General features: G+C 71.8%; 17 protein-coding genes. 9 read left to right on the top strand and 8 right to left on the bottom strand.

Features of this window, described 5'->3' with window-relative positions; genetic code table 11:
- Positions 1-179: 179 nt before the first annotated feature.
- Positions 180-1,208, top strand: a complete 1,029-nt coding sequence (locus tag DC008_RS24090) for an LLM class flavin-dependent oxidoreductase (protein ID WP_108708732.1) — start codon at positions 180-182, stop codon at positions 1,206-1,208.
- An 89-nt stretch (positions 1,209-1,297) separates the two neighbouring features.
- On the opposite strand, the gene DC008_RS24085 is transcribed toward DC008_RS24090, so the two are convergent.
- A complete protein-coding gene (locus DC008_RS24085; protein WP_055625193.1) occupies positions 1,298-1,690 on the bottom strand; it encodes an SCO5389 family protein in 393 nt (130 codons plus the stop codon).
- Positions 1,691-1,955: 265 nt separating this feature from the next.
- On the opposite strand from DC008_RS24085, the gene nucS reads away from it, so the two are divergent.
- Positions 1,956-2,627 (top strand): endonuclease NucS, encoded by a 672-nt coding sequence (nucS, locus tag DC008_RS24080; RefSeq protein WP_108708731.1) that lies wholly within the window; start codon positions 1,956-1,958, stop codon positions 2,625-2,627.
- Positions 2,628-2,704: 77 nt separating this feature from the next.
- Here the strand turns inward: nucS and DC008_RS24075 are convergent, their stop codons facing one another.
- From DC008_RS24075 to DC008_RS24060, 4 genes are all read right to left on the bottom strand, one after another.
- The gene (locus DC008_RS24075; protein WP_108708730.1) at positions 2,705-5,278 is read right to left on the bottom strand and encodes an ATP-binding protein; all 2,574 of its coding nucleotides are present in this window, start codon (positions 5,276-5,278) and stop codon (positions 2,705-2,707) included.
- A 263-nt stretch (positions 5,279-5,541) separates the two neighbouring features.
- Positions 5,542-5,865, bottom strand: a complete 324-nt coding sequence (locus tag DC008_RS24070; RefSeq protein WP_055625190.1) for an STAS domain-containing protein — start codon at positions 5,863-5,865, stop codon at positions 5,542-5,544.
- A 207-nt stretch (positions 5,866-6,072) separates the two neighbouring features.
- Positions 6,073-6,921, bottom strand: coding sequence for a 3-hydroxyacyl-CoA dehydrogenase family protein (locus DC008_RS24065; RefSeq protein ID WP_108708729.1), 849 nt, complete (start codon positions 6,919-6,921; stop codon positions 6,073-6,075).
- 136 nt (positions 6,922-7,057) lie between these two features.
- The gene (locus DC008_RS24060; protein WP_108708728.1) at positions 7,058-7,699 is read right to left on the bottom strand and encodes a TetR/AcrR family transcriptional regulator; all 642 of its coding nucleotides are present in this window, start codon (positions 7,697-7,699) and stop codon (positions 7,058-7,060) included.
- Between the two features lie 80 nt (positions 7,700-7,779).
- On the opposite strand from DC008_RS24060, the gene DC008_RS24055 reads away from it, so the two are divergent.
- From DC008_RS24055 to DC008_RS24045, 3 genes are read left to right on the top strand one after another with little or no spacing between them, the layout of a single operon-like run.
- Entirely contained in the window at positions 7,780-8,562 is a 783-nt protein-coding gene (locus tag DC008_RS24055; protein ID WP_108708727.1) for an ABC transporter ATP-binding protein, read from the top strand.
- A gap of 8 nt (positions 8,563-8,570) precedes the next feature.
- Positions 8,571-9,320: an ABC transporter permease gene (locus DC008_RS24050; protein ID WP_108708726.1), complete on the top strand. Its 750-nt coding sequence runs from the start codon at positions 8,571-8,573 to the stop codon at positions 9,318-9,320.
- A gap of 13 nt (positions 9,321-9,333) precedes the next feature.
- The gene (locus DC008_RS24045) at positions 9,334-9,906 is read left to right on the top strand and encodes a cob(I)yrinic acid a,c-diamide adenosyltransferase (RefSeq protein WP_108708725.1); all 573 of its coding nucleotides are present in this window, start codon (positions 9,334-9,336) and stop codon (positions 9,904-9,906) included.
- Positions 9,907-9,910: 4 nt separating this feature from the next.
- On the opposite strand, the gene DC008_RS24040 is transcribed toward DC008_RS24045, so the two are convergent.
- A complete protein-coding gene (locus DC008_RS24040; protein WP_108710835.1) occupies positions 9,911-10,483 on the bottom strand; it encodes a hypothetical protein in 573 nt (190 codons plus the stop codon).
- 153 nt (positions 10,484-10,636) lie between these two features.
- Between DC008_RS24040 and DC008_RS24035 the strand changes: the two genes are divergently transcribed.
- The 4 genes from DC008_RS24035 (at position 10,637) to DC008_RS35490 (ending at position 14,896) form a co-directional block, all read left to right on the top strand.
- A complete protein-coding gene (locus DC008_RS24035; RefSeq protein WP_108708724.1) occupies positions 10,637-11,824 on the top strand; it encodes a sensor histidine kinase in 1,188 nt (395 codons plus the stop codon).
- The gene (locus DC008_RS24030) at positions 11,821-12,456 is read left to right on the top strand and encodes a response regulator (RefSeq protein WP_108708723.1); all 636 of its coding nucleotides are present in this window, start codon (positions 11,821-11,823) and stop codon (positions 12,454-12,456) included. Before DC008_RS24035 ends, DC008_RS24030 begins: the two co-directional genes overlap by 4 nt.
- Before the next feature lie 144 nt (positions 12,457-12,600).
- Entirely contained in the window at positions 12,601-14,427 is a 1,827-nt protein-coding gene (locus tag DC008_RS24025; protein WP_108708722.1) for a glycoside hydrolase family 18 chitinase, read from the top strand.
- Between the two features lie 304 nt (positions 14,428-14,731).
- The gene (locus DC008_RS35490) at positions 14,732-14,896 is read left to right on the top strand and encodes a hypothetical protein (protein ID WP_164492361.1); all 165 of its coding nucleotides are present in this window, start codon (positions 14,732-14,734) and stop codon (positions 14,894-14,896) included.
- 26 nt (positions 14,897-14,922) lie between these two features.
- On the opposite strand, the gene DC008_RS24020 is transcribed toward DC008_RS35490, so the two are convergent.
- Both DC008_RS24020 and DC008_RS24015 read right to left on the bottom strand, forming a co-directional pair.
- Positions 14,923-15,369, bottom strand: coding sequence for a DUF2550 domain-containing protein (locus DC008_RS24020; protein ID WP_108708721.1), 447 nt, complete (start codon positions 15,367-15,369; stop codon positions 14,923-14,925).
- Positions 15,370-15,532: 163 nt separating this feature from the next.
- Positions 15,533-15,907: a F0F1 ATP synthase subunit epsilon gene (locus tag DC008_RS24015; RefSeq protein ID WP_055625180.1), complete on the bottom strand. Its 375-nt coding sequence runs from the start codon at positions 15,905-15,907 to the stop codon at positions 15,533-15,535.
- Positions 15,908-15,995 lie beyond the last annotated feature (88 nt).

Here is a 15,995-nt window from a genome sequence, read left to right as displayed (position 1 = left end):
CTACGCGGCACCGACCGGGGTACCCGTACGGCACCAACCCCCACAAGTCCCCCGCGCGGACCCTCGATTCTGCAGACAATCCGCAAATCCCCCCGCCAGGCCGTGTCCTCGGCACGTGTCAGACGGTTATGCCCGCTGGGGGAGCTCCGCGTCGGAGCCAAGGAAGCAGGAAAACAGCAATGCGCGTAGGTAGTTTCGTGTTGGCGGCCCGGTTCCCGGGCCAGGGCGACGGGGAGGCGCTGCACCGGGCGGTCCGCTCCGCCGAGGTCGCCGAGGAGGCGGGCCTCGACTCGGTCTGGCTGGCCGAGCACCACTTCGTGCCGTACGGCACCTGTCCGTCCGCGGTCACCCTGGCCGCCCTGCTGCTCGGCCGCACGCGCCGGCTGCGGGTCGGCACCGCGGTCAGCGTCCTGCCGACCGCGCACCCGGTGGCCCTGGGCGAGCAGGCCGCCCTGCTGCACATCACGTCCGGCGGGCGGTTCTCGCTGGGCGTCGGGCGCGGCGGGCCCTGGGTCGACCTGGAGGTCTTCGGCTCGGGCCTCGGCGCCTACGAGGAGGGCTTCCCGGAATCACTCGATCTGCTGCTGCGCTGGCTGCGCGAACCGGCCGTCGGGGCCGCCGGCGAGCGGTTCGGCTTCCGCGAGGTGGCGGTCGTGCCCCGGCCGTCGGAGTGCCTCACGGACGTGGCCGGCCCCGAGGTGGTCGTCGCCTGCACCTCGCCGCGCAGTGTGCGCCTCGCGGCCGAGCGCGGGCTGCCGATGCTCCTCGGCATGCACGTGGGCGACGAGGAGAAGGCACAGATGGTCGCCCTGTGGCGGGAGCACGCGCGCGCGGCCGGGCGCTCCGGGGACGAGATCCGCGAGGCCGCCCATGTCTCCGCCGGGGTCTGCCAGATCGCCGACCGCCGCACCGACGCCGTGGAGACGCTCACGAAGGCGATGCCCGGCTGGCTGCGGCAGGGCCTGGACGCCCATGTGACGGTGGACGGCCGCGCGCGGGCCATGCGCGACCCGCTCGCCTACACCGAACTGCTCTGCGGGCTGCACCCGGTGGGCACCCCGCGCCTCGCCGCCGACCGGCTCGCCGCGACCAGCGAGCGGACCGGGATCTCCCGTTTCGCCCTGCTGGTCGAGGGCTCGGGCGACCTGGCGGCCACCGAGGAGAACGTACGGCGGCTGGGCGCGGAGGTCCTCCCGCAGCTCGGCTGAAACGCGTGCGGGAGGTCCCCGCCGGTGGGCTTGCCGCCCCGGTACTGAATGCACCTCCCGCGTACGGAGCGGCAAGCGAGCGCCTCGCGTCAGCAGTCCCTGAACTCCGGGGACTGGTTGAGCACCTGACTGCGGACCGAGGTGAAGCGGGCCAGTGTGTCGTCGACCGAGGAGTCGACCGGGAACACCGCCACCCGGTGGCAGTTCTGGAAGGCCAGCCGCACCCCGAAGTGCCGCTGCAGGGCGCCGCGTATCGCGTCGCTCGCAAGGGCACGCAGCAACTGACCCCGTGCCTGCTCGTCCGGCGGGGGCGTCTGGTTGTCGGCGAACTGACCGCCGTCGACCTTCAGCTGAGCCACCAGGGAGCTGATCATCTCCCATGCATAGGGCAGGGAGGTCCGGACGCAGTCGACGAATTCGGCTTCGTCGACCTCGCCTCGCTCGGCCTTCTCGAGTAGGGCCGGTGAGACGTCGAGCGACATGGGTTCTCCTCTCGCACCCCCGCCGTGGCAGGGGTTGCCGGACAGATGAGGGAGTCCGCGCGGCCGGACACGCTGTGTGCACACCCCGCGACCTCCCGTTTAATACGGTAGGCAACAGACCGTGACGGCACCAGGAGAATGCGTACATGTGCCAGTCCCTTTAGGCTCACAATCGGCCAGAAACGAACAGGGGCAGTCCGGGGTCTTCCGGACTCCCTTAGGGCGGATCGCGTCGACCCTGGCCCGTCGAGTAGCGTTGCGGACCATGCGTCTCGTCATTGCCCGATGCTCCGTCGACTACGCGGGCCGGCTCACCGCCCACCTGCCCTCGGCGCCCCGTCTGATCCTGGTCAAGGCGGACGGCAGCGTCTCGATCCACGCGGACGACCGGGCCTACAAACCCCTGAACTGGATGTCGCCGCCCTGCACCCTGAAGGAGGGCGACGGCGAGCAGAAGGACGTCTGGACGGTCACCAACAAAGCGGGCGAGAAGCTGATCATCACGATGGAGGAGATCCTCCACGACTCGTCCCACGAACTGGGCGTGGACCCCGGTCTGATCAAGGACGGCGTGGAAGCGCACCTCCAGGAACTCCTCGCGGACCGCATCGAGACGCTCGGCGAGGGCTACACACTGATCCGGCGCGAGTACATGACCGCCATCGGCCCGGTGGACATCCTGTGCCGGGACGCCGAGGGCCGCACGGTCGCGGTCGAGATCAAGCGGCGCGGCGAGATCGACGGTGTGGAGCAGCTGACGCGCTATCTGGAGCTGCTGAACCGCGATCCCCATCTCGCCCCGGTGCGCGGCATCTTCGCGGCCCAGGAGATCAAGCCGCAGGCCCGGGTGCTTGCGACGGACCGCGGGATCGGCTGCCAGGTGCTCGCCTACGACGCGATGCGCGCCATCGCGGACGACAAGCTGCGGCTGTTCTGACGCGAACCACTCAGGACGAAGGGCCGGTTCCGTCGGACGGAACCGGCCCTTCGTCGTGAGTGGATCCTGAGGGGACCTCAGATGACGGTGTCGGAGCTGTCGCTCGGCGAGCCGGGGCCGTCGCTCTGCGGGGCGCTCGCGGAGCTGGTCTCCGCCGGGCCGGAGGAGGACGGGCCGCTGGCCGACGTCGAGCTGGTCGGCGTGTTCGTCGGGTCCTCCGTCGGGGTGCCGGTCGGGTCCTCCGTCGGCTCCTCGGTGGGATCCTCCGTCGGTTCCTCGGTCTCCGTCTCGGTCGGCCGGGGCGGCTTGGTCGAGGACGGCGGCTTCGTGCTCGACGGCGGCTTGGTCGTCTCGTCCGAGTCGCCGCCGCCCGGCTTGTGCGTGCCGCTCGGGTCGTCCGACGGCTTCGCCGAGCTGGTCGGCGTCGGGTCGTCCGAGGTGCCGAGCGTGCCGTCGGGGCCGGGGTCCGTGGGCCGGCTGGTCGCCGACCCGGTGTCACCGGAGTCCTTGCCGTCGGTGCCCGCCACCTCGTCCGCGCCGAGGCTGTCGTCGCCGGCGCCCTGGCTCGCGGACGGGTTGACGCCGACCCGCGTGGACGGGCCCTCGGGGTCGCCGTCGGAGGTCGCGCCGAGCGTCACCACCGTGCCGAGGACGGCCACCAGGAGCGCGCCCGCGCCGGCCGCGACGAGGTTGCGCCTGGCGAAGCTGCGGACTCCGCCCCGGCCCTTGTGGGAGGGCAGCGGGGAGGCGGCGGGCGCGGCCGAGCGGTGGGTGACCAGCGTCGAGGTGTCGACGACCGGCGGGAAGGGGGCGGGCACTCCCCCGGGCGGCGACTGGGACTCCTCGTACCGGGCGTCCGGGACCTCCTCGCCCGCCGTCGCGCCGAAGGCGGCGAGTCCCGGCGCGGTGCCGGAGCGGTCGTCGACGAGGGCGAGGGCGCGGCGGCCCGCGACGGTGCCGCGCTTGTCGGCGAGGGCGCCGCGCAGGCCGATCGCGGTCTCCAGCTCGGTGCGGGCCCGGTCCAGCCGGCCGTCGCACAGGGCGAGGACGCCCAACTCGTGGTGGAAGTAGGCCTGTTCGGTGACGTCACCGGCCGCCCGGGCCGCCTCGGCGCCCGCGCGCAGCGCGCGCTCCCAGGCGCTCCAGTGCAGTCCGGCCGCGAACGCGGGCGCCGCGGCGCGGGCCAGCTGGACGGCGGGGTCGGTCTCGTCCTCCTCGGACGCGGAGGCGTCCGCGGCGGAGGCCGGGGCCGGGGAGGCCACGAGCACGCCCAGCGCGGCCAGCAGGGCGTCCGCCTCGGCGCTGACGCGCTCAGGGGTGACCGAGGGGTGCCCGGCCCACCAGGTGTAGTGCTGGGCGGCGCTGAGGGCGGTCTCCTCGATGTCGTCGGCGTAGCCGGCGCTCTCCAGCTGGATCTGCACGCCGGCGGCGAGCCGGTAGCGGGAGCCGATCGGCGAGACCAGTCCGCAGTCGGCCAGCTCGCCGAGGGCGGCGTCCGCGTGGGTGTCGCCGACGAGGGCGGGCAGATGGGCCTGGTGCGGCATCTCGCCGCCCAGCGCGACGGCGAACCGCAGGGCGGCCCGGGCGGAGGCGCTGAGCCGGGAGGCGAGCAGCCGGGCGGGCGCGGCGGCCTCCCCGAGGGACGGCAGCGGCACCTCCTCGCGGTCGCGCACGCTCTCGGTGTCGACGGCGTCGGCGGGCGGGGCGTCCTCGAAGACGCCGTACTCGTCGATCGCCTCGGCCTCGGCACGCAGCCGGTCCCGCTGCCGCAGCAGCGCGCCCGCCTGGACGAACCTCAGCGGCAGGCCCTCCGACTCGAACCAGAGGTCGCCCGCCCAGTTCCGCTCGTCCTCGGTGAGGTCGCGGCCGACGACGTGCTCCAGCAGCTCCATGCCGGCGGCGCGCTCCAGGCCGCCGAGCTCGACCTCCTCCACGTCGGACTCGGCGGACGGGGCAGGCACGTCGGGGGTGGCGCCGATCAGGAAGGCGCACTCGGGCGTCGCGTCGAGCAGCTCGTCGAGGGCGGCGCCGCCGAACTCGATGTCGTCGAGGACGACGACGGCTCCGATGTCCCGCACGCAGGCGAGCAGTTCGTCCTGTTCCGGACGGTGCAGCGGGGCGTCGTGGACGGCGCGGAAGAGGTCGTGCAGCAGATCGTCCGCGGTGCGGCGGAAGCCGGTGAGCCGGATCACCCCGTCGGGCGCCAGGTCCTCGCAGTCCTCGGCGACGAGGTCGAGGAGGCTGGTGCGGCCGGCGCCGCGGGGGCCGACCAGGCGCACGGAGCGGCCGCGCGCGAGCAGCCGTACGAGTTGTTCGCGCTGCTCCTGGCGGGCCAGCAGGGGCGGGGCGGGGCGCGTCGGCCCGGGCGGGACCGGGGGCCGCGCGGAGCGGTCGGCCTCGGCGCGGTCGGCCGCGGAGAGCTTCTCGGGGCGGGCCGGCCGCTCGGCCGGCGGGCAGGGTTCTATCTCACTGCCGTCGACCGGGTTGACGGTGAGCAGGAGATCGCCCGAGACGAGCTGCACGGTGCGGGCGAGTGTCGGCGCGTGCTGTCCGAAGTCGGGTGTCAGGGGATCCCTGGGCGGGCGCGGACGCGACGACTGCTCGTCGGCGTCGTGGCCGTACCCCTCGGGTCCCCGGGTGTTCGGGTCCATAGGTTCCAAGCCCCCCAAAAGCGTCGTGTGCGTCTGCCAAGCCCCTCCCGGCCTTGCTGCACACCGCGCTGTCGCTTCTGGTCCGGGCCCGCTCGAAGGGAAACGTCTAGCCAGCGGGCAGCCGAACCCTAAACCTTCGCACAGTATCTACGACAGCCCGGGGTCCCGCGCCGTCCGAGACATCACAGTCTCGTGAGGATTGTGCGTGGTGCGCCGTTCGCAGACGGAACGCCCGACTGTCCCGCCCCACCCGTGCCGGGGTGTCACACCCGGGGCAGGGACTCCACCCCGATGCCGCCCTCGATCGCCAGGATCCGGTGCAGCCGGGTGGCCACCAGCAGGCGCTGCATCTGCAGCGGCACGCCGCGCAGCACCAGGCGCCGGCCGCAGCGGCCGGCCCGCCGGTGGGCCCCCATGATCACACCGAGTCCGGTGGCGTCCCAGGAGTCCAGCTCGGACAGGTCGAGCACCAGATCGCCGACTCCGTCGTCGACGGCCGAGTGCAGGACCGTACGGGCGTCCGCCGCGCTGCGGACGTCGAGGCGGCCCCCGACGACCAGCTCGGCGTGGTCGCCCCTGATGTGCATAGCGCTCCCCTAAGCGTGCGTTCGTGCTCCGCGGTGTGTGGTCTGCGTAGGTGCGTGGGTCTGTCGTTGCTACGAGTCTTCGCAGTGGCCGGTGATGCAACCTCTGACTGCGTTCAGCGGCCGGAGGTTGCCGTCTGTAAGCGAACCGATACCGAATTCACCCCATCGCGTGACTCGTGCGGAGGCTGTGCGGTGGTGTACGAAACCTCAGTAGCTGTAAAAGCCTTGCCCGCTCTTGCGGCCGATGTCACCCGCGTCCACCATCCGGCGCATCAGCTCCGGCGGGGCGAACTTCTCGTCCTGGGACTCGGTGTAGATGTTGCTGGTGGCGTGCAGCAGGATGTCGACGCCGGTCAGGTCGGCCGTGGCCAGGGGACCCATGGCGTGCCCGAAGCCCAGCTTGCAGGCCAGGTCGATGTCCTCGGCGGTGGCGACGCCCGACTCGTAGAGCTTGGTCGCCTCGACGACGAGCGCCGAGATCAGCCGGGTGGTGACGAAGCCGGCGACGTCGCGGTTGACGACGATGCAGGTCTTGCCGACGGACTCGGCGAACTCACGGGCGGTGGCGAGGGTTTCGTCGCTGGTCTTGTAGCCGCGGACCAGCTCGACGAGCTGCATCATCGGCACCGGCGAGAAGAAGTGCACGCCGACGACCCGCTCGGGGTGCTCGGTGGCCGCCGCGATCTTGGTGATCGGGATGGCGGAGGTGTTGGAGGCGAGCACGGCGTCGGGGCGCACGATCTTGTCGAGCGCGCGGAAGATCTCGTGCTTGACCTCGAGCTTCTCGAAGACCGCCTCGATGACGACGTCGGCGTCGGCGGCGGCGTCCAGGTCGGTGGTCGCGGTGATCCGGGCCAGGGCGGCGTCGGCGTCGTGCGCCTCCAGCCTGCCCTTGCTCACGAACTTGTCGTACGAGGCCTTGATGCCGTCCGTGCCCCGCTTGAGCGCCTCGTCCGTGACGTCCCGAAGGACGACGTCCCAGCCCGCCTGCGCGGAGACCTGGGCGATCCCGGAACCCATCAAGCCGGCGCCGATGACGGCAAGCTTCCGTGCCACTGTTGCGACTCCTTCGAGAAACGCCTTACACCCTGTTGAGGTTGCTCTTCGGCGGACCCTAGCGGCAGTGAGGCACTGTGTGACCGGTTAGTAACGCGAGTCACGTCTCATCTGACGGACATCACACCGGCACGGCTCATCGCTCGCCCCGGACGGCGTAGTTGAGCACCTTCTCGCTCAACAGCTCCTCGATGTCGTCGAGAAGCACCAGCGTCTCCCGGGACACTTCGCCCGGTTTGCGCCCCTTGAGCATCTCCCGGCCGACGGCCGTGAAAACGGTGTGGTGGATCCAGGCGAGCTGACCGGCGATCAGCCCCGGCAGCGGGTCGCCGGCGTCGGCGCCGGTGTCCTCGCGCAGGGTCGTCTCGAGGTCGTCGTGGATCTCCTGCTGGAGGCTCCACAGGCGCGAGCGCAGCGGGGGCGCCTCGTGGATGCAGCGCATGAAGCGGTCGTAGCCCTCCATGAGGCCGATGCGGGGCGAGACCGCCTCGACGTCGGCGCGCAGCTCGCGCAGCACCGCGCGGGCGGCCGACTCCCCCTCCGGCCGCGCCCGGACCCAGCGGGACAGCTGGTCGACGACGCCGGCGGAGCGGTCGAAGAACAGGTCCTCCTTGGCCGGGAAGTAGTTGTAGACGGTGTTCACCGACACGTCGGCGGCCTCCGCCACGTCCGCCATGGTCACGGTCACGAAGCCGTGCTCCAGGAACAGCCCGGTGGCGATGTCCGAGATCCGCTGCCGCGTCTCGCGCTTCTTGCGCTCCCTGAGCCCTTCCGTCATGCCCTCATCCTAACTTCGATGGGGTCTCTTGAATTTTGGGGCCGTTGCAAAATTTCAGGGACTCTGTTTTCCTGAGGCGCATGCCTGTCATCAGTGCGGCCGGACTGGCCCGTACCTTCCAGACCCGGCGCGGCCCCGTGGAGGCCGTGCGCTCCGTCGACCTGACCGTCCACAAGGGCGAGATCCTCGGCTTCCTCGGCCCGAACGGCGCCGGCAAGACGACGACCCTGCGGATGCTGACGACCCTGCTGGCGCCGACCGGCGGCGCGGCCACCGTCGCCGGGCACGACCTCGCGACCGACCCCGCGGGAGTGCGGCGCGCCAGCGGTTACGTGGCCCAGTCGGGCGGGGTGGACCCGCAGATCACCGTGCGGGAGGAGCTGGTGACCCAGGGCCGCCTGTACCGCCTGCCGAAGGCGCGGGCCGTCGAGCGCGCCGCGGAACTCGCCCACGACCTCGGCCTGACCGAGCTGCTGGACCGCAAGGCCGGCGCCCTCTCCGGGGGCCAGCGCAGGCGCCTGGACATCGCGATGGCGCTCACCCACCGCCCGGCGGTGCTGTTCCTCGACGAGCCGACGACCGGTCTCGACCCCGGCAGCCGGGCCGACCTGTGGGACCTGGTCCGGCGGCTGCGCGACGAGCAGGGCACCACCGTCTTCCTGACCACCCACTACCTGGACGAGGCCGACGCCCTCGCCGACCGCCTGGTGATCGTCGACCGCGGCACGGTCGGCGCGGAGGGCACGCCGAGCGCGCTGAAGCTGCGCCACTGCGGCTCGATCGACGCGTCCCTCCAGGACACCTTCCTCGCCGTCACCGGGCGCGGCCCGGTCCCGGCCGACGCCGCCCCCGTAGCCGTATAGGACCCCTCATGCTGATCCAGGACACGGCCCTCATCTACGGCCGTTACATGCGCCAGTCCCTGCGCTCCCGCTTCGCGCTGCTCTTCGGCGTGCTGATGCCGTTGCTGTACCTGCTGTTCTTCGGCCCGCTGCTCACCGACCTGCCGCTCGGCGGGAAGGGCTCCTCCTGGCAGGTGCTGGTGCCTGGGCTGCTGCTCCAACTCGGGCTGTTCGGCGCGTCCTTCGCGGGGTTCGCCGTCATCATCGAGCAGGGCCAGGGCGTGGTGGACCGGATGCGGGTGACGCCGGTCAGCCGGCTCGCCCTGCTGCTCGGGCGGGTGCTGCGGGAGGCCACGGTGTTCGTCTTCCAGGCGGTGCTGCTGGTGCTGGCGGCGCTCGTGATGGGGCTGCGCGCCCCGCTGCCCGGTGTGCTGATCGGGTTCGCCTTCGTGGGGCTGCTGACGGTGTCGCTGGCCTCGCTGTCGTACGCGCTCGCGCTGAAGGTCCGCACCCCGCAGGAGTTCGGCCCGGCGGTCAACGCGCTGACGATGCCGATGATGCTGCTGTCCGGCCTGATGCTGCCGATGACGCTGGGGCCGCGCTGGCTCGACGTGCTGTCCCACTTCGTACCGTTCCGCTATCTGGTGGACGCGGTCCGGGACGCCTACGTCGGCGCGTACGCCACGCAGCACATGCTGTACGGCACGGTCGTGGCCGTCCTCTTCGCCGCGCTCGCCGTGACAGTGGGCACACGCGTGTTCCGCGCCGCCGGGGGATAACTAGGCTGGTCACATGGTCAATCTGACGCGCATCTACACCAGGACCGGCGACCGGGGCACCACCGCCCTCGGCGACATGAGCCGGACCTCCAAGACCGATCTGCGGATCTCGGCGTACGCCGACGCCAACGAGGCGAACGCCGTGCTCGGCACCGCCATCGCGCTCGGCGCGCTGGAGGAGGAGGTCGTCGAGGTCCTCACCCGTGTGCAGAACGACCTGTTCGACGTGGGCGCGGACCTGTCGACGCCGGTCGTGGAGAACCCGGAGTACCCGCCGTTGCGGGTGGAGCAGTTCTACATCGACCGGCTGGAGGCGGACTGCGACCGCTTCAACGAGCGGCTGGAGAAGCTGCGGTCCTTCATCCTGCCCGGCGGCACCCCCGGCGCGGCCCTGCTGCACCAGGCGTGCACGGTGGTCCGGCGCGCGGAGCGCTCGACGTGGGCCGCGCTGGAGGTGCACGGCGAGACGATGAACCCGCTCACCGCGACCTACCTCAACCGCCTCTCCGACCTCCTGTTCATCCTCGCCAGGACGGCGAACAAGGAGGTCGGGGACGTGCTGTGGGTGCCGGGCGGGGAGCGCTAGCCGGTCACCGGCCCACGGTCCGACGTTCCGGTTCCGGGTCGGGCTCGGCGTTGGGCCGCTTCGGCCACAGCAGATAGGTCAGGGCGACCAGGCCGTGGATGCCGGCGGCGCGCAGCGCCACCCACTGGAAGGACCGCAGGGACGAGGTGTCGCCCTCCCCGACGTACCAGACGGCGGCCTGGAGCAGGGCGAGCGCGACCGCCGCCGCGAGGAGCGTCCGCAGCCACAGGGCGCCCTCGTGCCGGGCCCGCGCCATGCCGTACCGCGGCGGGCGCGGGGGCCGGGGCGCCCCGGCCAGACGGTGCGCGGCGTGGCCGTCCAGCCAGCGGATCGTGTAGTGGCCGTAGGCGACGGTGTAGCCGATGTAGAGCGCCGCCAGGCCGTGCTCCCAGCCGGGCTCGGCGCCGTTCCTGAGGTCGACCGCCGTGGCGGCGAACAGGACCAGCTCCAGCACCGGCTCGCACAGCAGCAGCACGACGCTCGTCCGGCGCCACTTCAGCAGGTAGCGCACGGCCAGCCCCAGGGCCAGCAGCACCCAGAACCCGACCTCGCAGGCGACGATGAGGGCGACGATCACCACAGGCTCCCTTCGTTCACCCCTCCAGGCTCCCGCCGAGCGCGCCCCCTTCCGTCGTCGGCGGTGACGAAACCGCCGTACATCGAAAGATGCAGTCCGGGACCCGCCTCGGGCAGCACGCGTCCGCCCCGGGCAGCGTGTTGGATGGGACGCATGGCCCTCCCCCGCCCGCACCGCTTCGACGTGTACGTCGCCGTCGCCGGGCTGCTCGGCGGTCTGCTTCTGGTGGGCATCGGCCTGGGCAACCGGTCCCGCGAGGACCCCGTCACGCTCTTCGACGGCCCCTGGCCGATCCTGGTGCCGCTCACCGTGATGGCCTGCTGCGAACTGCTGCGCCGGGCGGCCCCGCGGACGGCCCTGATGATCGCCACGCCCGCGATCGCCGCGGACGTCCTGACCCAGGGCAATCTGGCGACGGTCCTGATGTTCACCGACATCATGTACGCGGCCGTGCTGTACGGCCCGCTCGCCTCGGCCCGGCGCATCCAGTGGATCACCGGGCTGCTGACGGTGACCGGCACGGTCGTCCCGTACGCGGTCTGGCGGGTGCCGGAGGCGCTGCTCATCGGCGTGGTCATCGGGGTCGTGGCGTACGGCCCCGCCGCCACCGGCTGGATCGTGCGCAACCACCGCGACGCCGCCGAGGCCGCCCGGCTGCGGGCCGAGCAGACGGCGCTGCTGGCCGAGATGGACCGCGCCCAGGCCGTGACGTCGGAGCGCTCCCGGATGGCCCGCGAGCTGCACGACCTGGTGGCCAACCACCTCTCGGCGATCGCCATCCACTCCACCGCCGCGCTCTCCCTGGACGACCCGGCGACCTCCCGGGAGGCACTGTCCGTGATCCGGGAGAACAGCGTCGCCGGGCTCGCCGAGATGCGCCGGCTCATCGGCATCCTGCGGGACGCGGGCGCCGGCACCGAACCGGCGGCCGCCCCGACCCTGGACGGCCTCGACGCGCTGGCCGACGGCGCCCGCGCCAACGGCCTGGACGTCCGTCTCGACGCCGACCCCGGCACGGTCCCCGCGCCCGTGGAGCTGGCCGCCTACCGGATCGTCCAGGAGTCGCTGACCAACGCCCTCAAGCACGCGGCGCCCGGCCCGGTCACGGTCACCCTCGCCCGGCGGGACGGCTGTCTTGCCGTCACCGTGACCAGCCCGTTCGGTGACCGGGAGGGGCCGCGCGCGCCCGGTTCGGGCGCCGGTCTGGTCGGGATGCGGGAGCGGGCCGCGCTGCTGGGCGGGACGTTCGAGGCGGGCCCCGCCCATGAACCGGGGTCCGCGGACGGCAAGATCTGGGCCGTGCGCGCCCTGCTTCCGCTGGCCGAAGGAGACTCCGCATGATCCGTGTCCTGGTCGCCGAGGACCAGTCCGCGGTCCGCGCCGGCCTCGTCCTCATCCTGCGCAGCGCCCCCGACATCGAGGTCGTCGGCGAGGCGGCGGACGGCGAGCAGGCGGTGGCGCTCGCCCGGGAGCTGCGCCCCGACCTGGTGCTGATGGACATTCAGATGCCGCGTCTGGACGGGGTGTCGGCCACCCGGCAGGTGGTCGCCGAGCGGCTCGCGGACGTACTGGTGCTGACCACCTTCGACCTGGACGAGTACGTCTTCGGGGCGCTGCGCGCGGGGGCGTCGGGGTTCCTGCTGAAGAACACCGAGGCGAAGGATCTGATCACGGCGGTGCGTACGGTGGCCGGTGGCGAGGGCCTGATCGCGCCGGCCGTCACCCGGCGTCTGATCGCCGAGTTCGCCGCGAAGCCGGCCCGGGAGGCCGATCCGACCGTCCTGGACTCTCTCACCCGGCGCGAGCGCGAGGTGCTGTCGTGTCTCGGCGAGGGGCTGTCCAACGCCGAGATCGCGAACCGGCTGGACATGGCGGAGGCGACGGCGAAGACGCACGTCAGCCGTCTGCTGGGGAAGCTGGAACTGCGCAGCCGGGTCCAAGCGGCCGTACTCGCCCAGGAGTTGGGTATCTAGACCGCGGGCGGGGGATGCCCATCCGGTGCCGAACGTCAAGTGGTCCAGACCTATTGACCTGTGGTCCAGACCTTTCTATTCTCACCGCACCATGAGTGGGCGTGAGGCTCAGTCACGCCCCAGGACTCCCCAAGGAGGCGCGACATGCGCTTCAGACACAGAGCCGTGGCAGGATTCGCGACGCTGCTGCTCCCGCTGGCAGGCCTGGTCGGCCTCGCGAGCCCCGCCGAGGCGGCGGCTTCCGCCACCGCCACCTACTCCAAGCCCCAGGACTGGGGCACCGGCTTCGAGGGCAAGTGGACGGTGAAGAACACCGGCACCACGACGCTCTCCTCGTGGACCGTCGAGTGGGACTTCCCCTCCGGCACCTCGGTCACCTCCGCCTGGGACGCCGACGTCACCTCCTCCGGCAACCACTGGACCGCCAAGAACAAGTCCTGGAACGGCACCCTCGCCCCCGGCGCCTCCGTCAGCTTCGGCTTCAACGGCAAGGGCTCCGGCTCGCCCTCCAACTGCAAGCTCAACGGCGGCAGTTGTGACGGCGGCCCGAGCGAGCCCGGGGACAACCCGCCCAGCGCCCCCGGCACCCCCACCGCCTCGGACATCACCAACACCTCGGTGAAGCTGTCCTGGAGCGCGGCCACCGACGACAAGGGCGTCAAGAACTACGACGTCCTGCGCGACGGCGCCAGGGTCGCGACCGTGACCTCCACCTCGTACTCGGACACCGGCCTCACCGCCGGCACCGACTACTCGTACACGGTCCAGGCGCGGGACACCGCCGACCAGACCGGCCCGGTCAGCGGCGCCCGCGCGGTGCGCACCACCGGCGGCACCACCGAGCCCCCGCCCCCCGGCGACAAGGTCAAGCTCGGCTACTTCACCGAGTGGGGCGTCTACGGCCGCAACTACCACGTCAAGAACCTGGTGACGTCGGGCTCCGCGTCCAAGATCACGCACATCAACTACGCCTTCGGCAACGTCAAGAACGGGCAGTGCACCGTCGACGACACCTACGCCGCCTACGACAAGGCGTACACCGCCGACCAGTCCGTCAGCGGCCAGGCCGACACCTGGGACCAGCCGCTGCGCGGCAACTTCAACCAGCTGCGCCAGCTGAAGGCGAAGTACCCGCACATCAAGGTGCTGTACTCCTTCGGCGGCTGGACCTACTCCGGCGGCTTCGGCCAGGCGGCCCAGAACGCGGCCGCGTTCGCCAAGTCCTGCAAGGCCGTCGTGGAGGACCCGCGCTGGGCCGACGTCTTCGACGGCATCGACATCGACTGGGAGTACCCGAACGCCTGTGGTCTCACCTGTGACACCTCCGGCCCGGCGGCGTTCCGGACGCTGATGCAGGCGCTGCGCGCCGAGTTCGGCTCGAACTACCTGGTCACCGCGGCCATCACCGCCGACGGCTCCAACGGCGGCAAGATCGACGCGGCCGACTACGGCGGCGCCTCGCAGTACCTCGACTGGTACAACGTGATGACGTACGACTACTTCGGCGCCTTCAACGCGCAGGGCCCGACGGCCCCGCACTCGCCGCTGACGTCGTACGCCGGCATCCCGCAGGCCGGATTCAACTCGGCCGACGCGATCGCCAAGCTGAAGTCCAAGGGCGTGCCGTCCAAGAAGCTCCTGCTCGGCATCGGCTTCTATGGCCGCGGCTGGACCGGTGTGACCCAGGCCGCCCCCGGCGGCACGGCGACCGGCGCGGCCCCCGGCACCTACGAGGCGGGCATCGAGGACTACAAGATCCTCAAGAACTCCTGCCCGGCCAACGGCACCATCGCCGGCACCGCCTACGCCCACTGCGGCACCAACTGGTGGTCGTACGACACCCCGTCGACGATCGCCGGGAAGATGAGCTGGGCCAAGAACCAGGGCCTCGGCGGAGCCTTCTTCTGGGAGTTCAGCGGCGACACCGGCAACGGTGAGCTGGTGAGCGCCATCAACAGCGGTCTGCAGTAACCCGTACGGCAGTACGAAGCAGCCACGGACAGGTCACGAGCCTGTCCGTGGCCCTTTTTCGTCTCCGCACTCCCCCGGCTCGCTCCGCGCGCCCCCGGCGCACGCGGACCAGGGCCGTTCGGCGGGGCCGGCGGGCCGGACGGCCGTAGGAGCGGCGGGCGCCGACGGGGAACACTACGTATCTCCAGTCAGCAAGTGGAATCCGTCATTCGGGGGGACAGCGATGAAGCGCAAGTTCAGCAGGGCGGCCAGGCCGGACAGGACCGGCCGGGCTGCACGCCCTGGGAGGATCGGCCGGCCCAGGATGGTCGCCGCGGCGAGTGTGTTCACCGGTACGACGGCCGCCGCACTCCTCGCGGTGTGCCCCGTCACCGTGTCCGTCACGGTCGCCGCCGACGCCCCGGCACTCGTCGTCGGGCAGCAGAACGCGCCGATACCCCAGCAGCGGCCGGTGTGTCCGACGGCGTGAGGGGGCGGTGTCAGGTCCCGCTGCTGTTAGGCGACGTTGACGCGCTGGCCGGGCGGGGCGGCCTCCAGCCAGGCCAGGAAGCCGGTGAGCGCGTCCTCGCTCATGGCCAGTTCGAGCCGGGTGCCCCGGTGGAGACAGGTGAGGATGACGGCGTCCGAAAGGAGCGCCAGTTCCTCCTCGCCGTCGGGGACACGGCGGCCGGCCACCTCGATGGCGGAACGCTCCAGGACGCGGCGCGGACGGTAGGCGTAGGAGAAGACGCGGTACCACTCGATACGGTCGCCGTTGTAGCGGGCGACGCCGTAGCTCCAGCCCTTGCCGCTGGTGTCGGACTTCTCCGGCACGTCCCAGCGCAGGGAACAGTCGAAGGTGCCGCCCGAGCGCTGGATGAGCCTGCGGCGCAGGCCGAAGACGAACAACCCCAGCACCACAAGGGCGACGACGGTTCCGCACACAGTCAGAGCGAGGACCATCGACACCGACCTCCTCGTCTCCTAGGTAACGGAACGGAAAAAACTTCCATATCTGCCTCAGCCGCGACCGGCACCGGATCGCTCCGGTCCCAGCCGCGGCTGAGTGACGTCAATCGCGAGCGCTCCCCCTGAGCCTAAAGGGCCCGGGAGGCGACCCGGGGGGTCAGCGCGCCGTCGCCGCCCGCAGGCGGACCTCCGCGCGGCGCCCGGCGGAGGCGTCGTCCGCCGACTTCGCGCGCTCGAGCGCCCGCTCCGCGCGCTGGACGTCGATCTCCTCGGACAGTTCGGCGATCTCCGCCAGCAGCGACAGCTTGTCGTCCGCGAACGAGATGAAACCGCCGTGCACCGCGGCGATGACGGTCCCACCATCACTCGTACGGATGGTCACCGGGCCCGACTCCAGCACACCGAGCAGCGGCTGGTGACCGGGCATGACGCCGATGTCGCCGGACGTGGTGCGCGCGACGACCAGGGTGGCCTGGCCCGACCAGACCTCACGGTCGGCCGCGACCAGCGCGACGTGCAGCTCAGCAGCCAAGATGGCTCCTCGGGTCACCACCCGGCGGTTCTGCCGGGTGTTGGTTACAAGTCTAATAGGCATGAATGAGGGGGCGGGACGTGCCCCG

Origin of the sequence: Streptomyces nigra (assembly GCF_003074055.1) — a bacterium.
Lineage (GTDB): Bacteria > Actinomycetota > Actinomycetes > Streptomycetales > Streptomycetaceae > Streptomyces > Streptomyces nigra.
The sequence above is the reverse complement of the archived record's forward strand: the minus strand, read 5'-3'. Positions and strand labels throughout refer to the sequence as shown.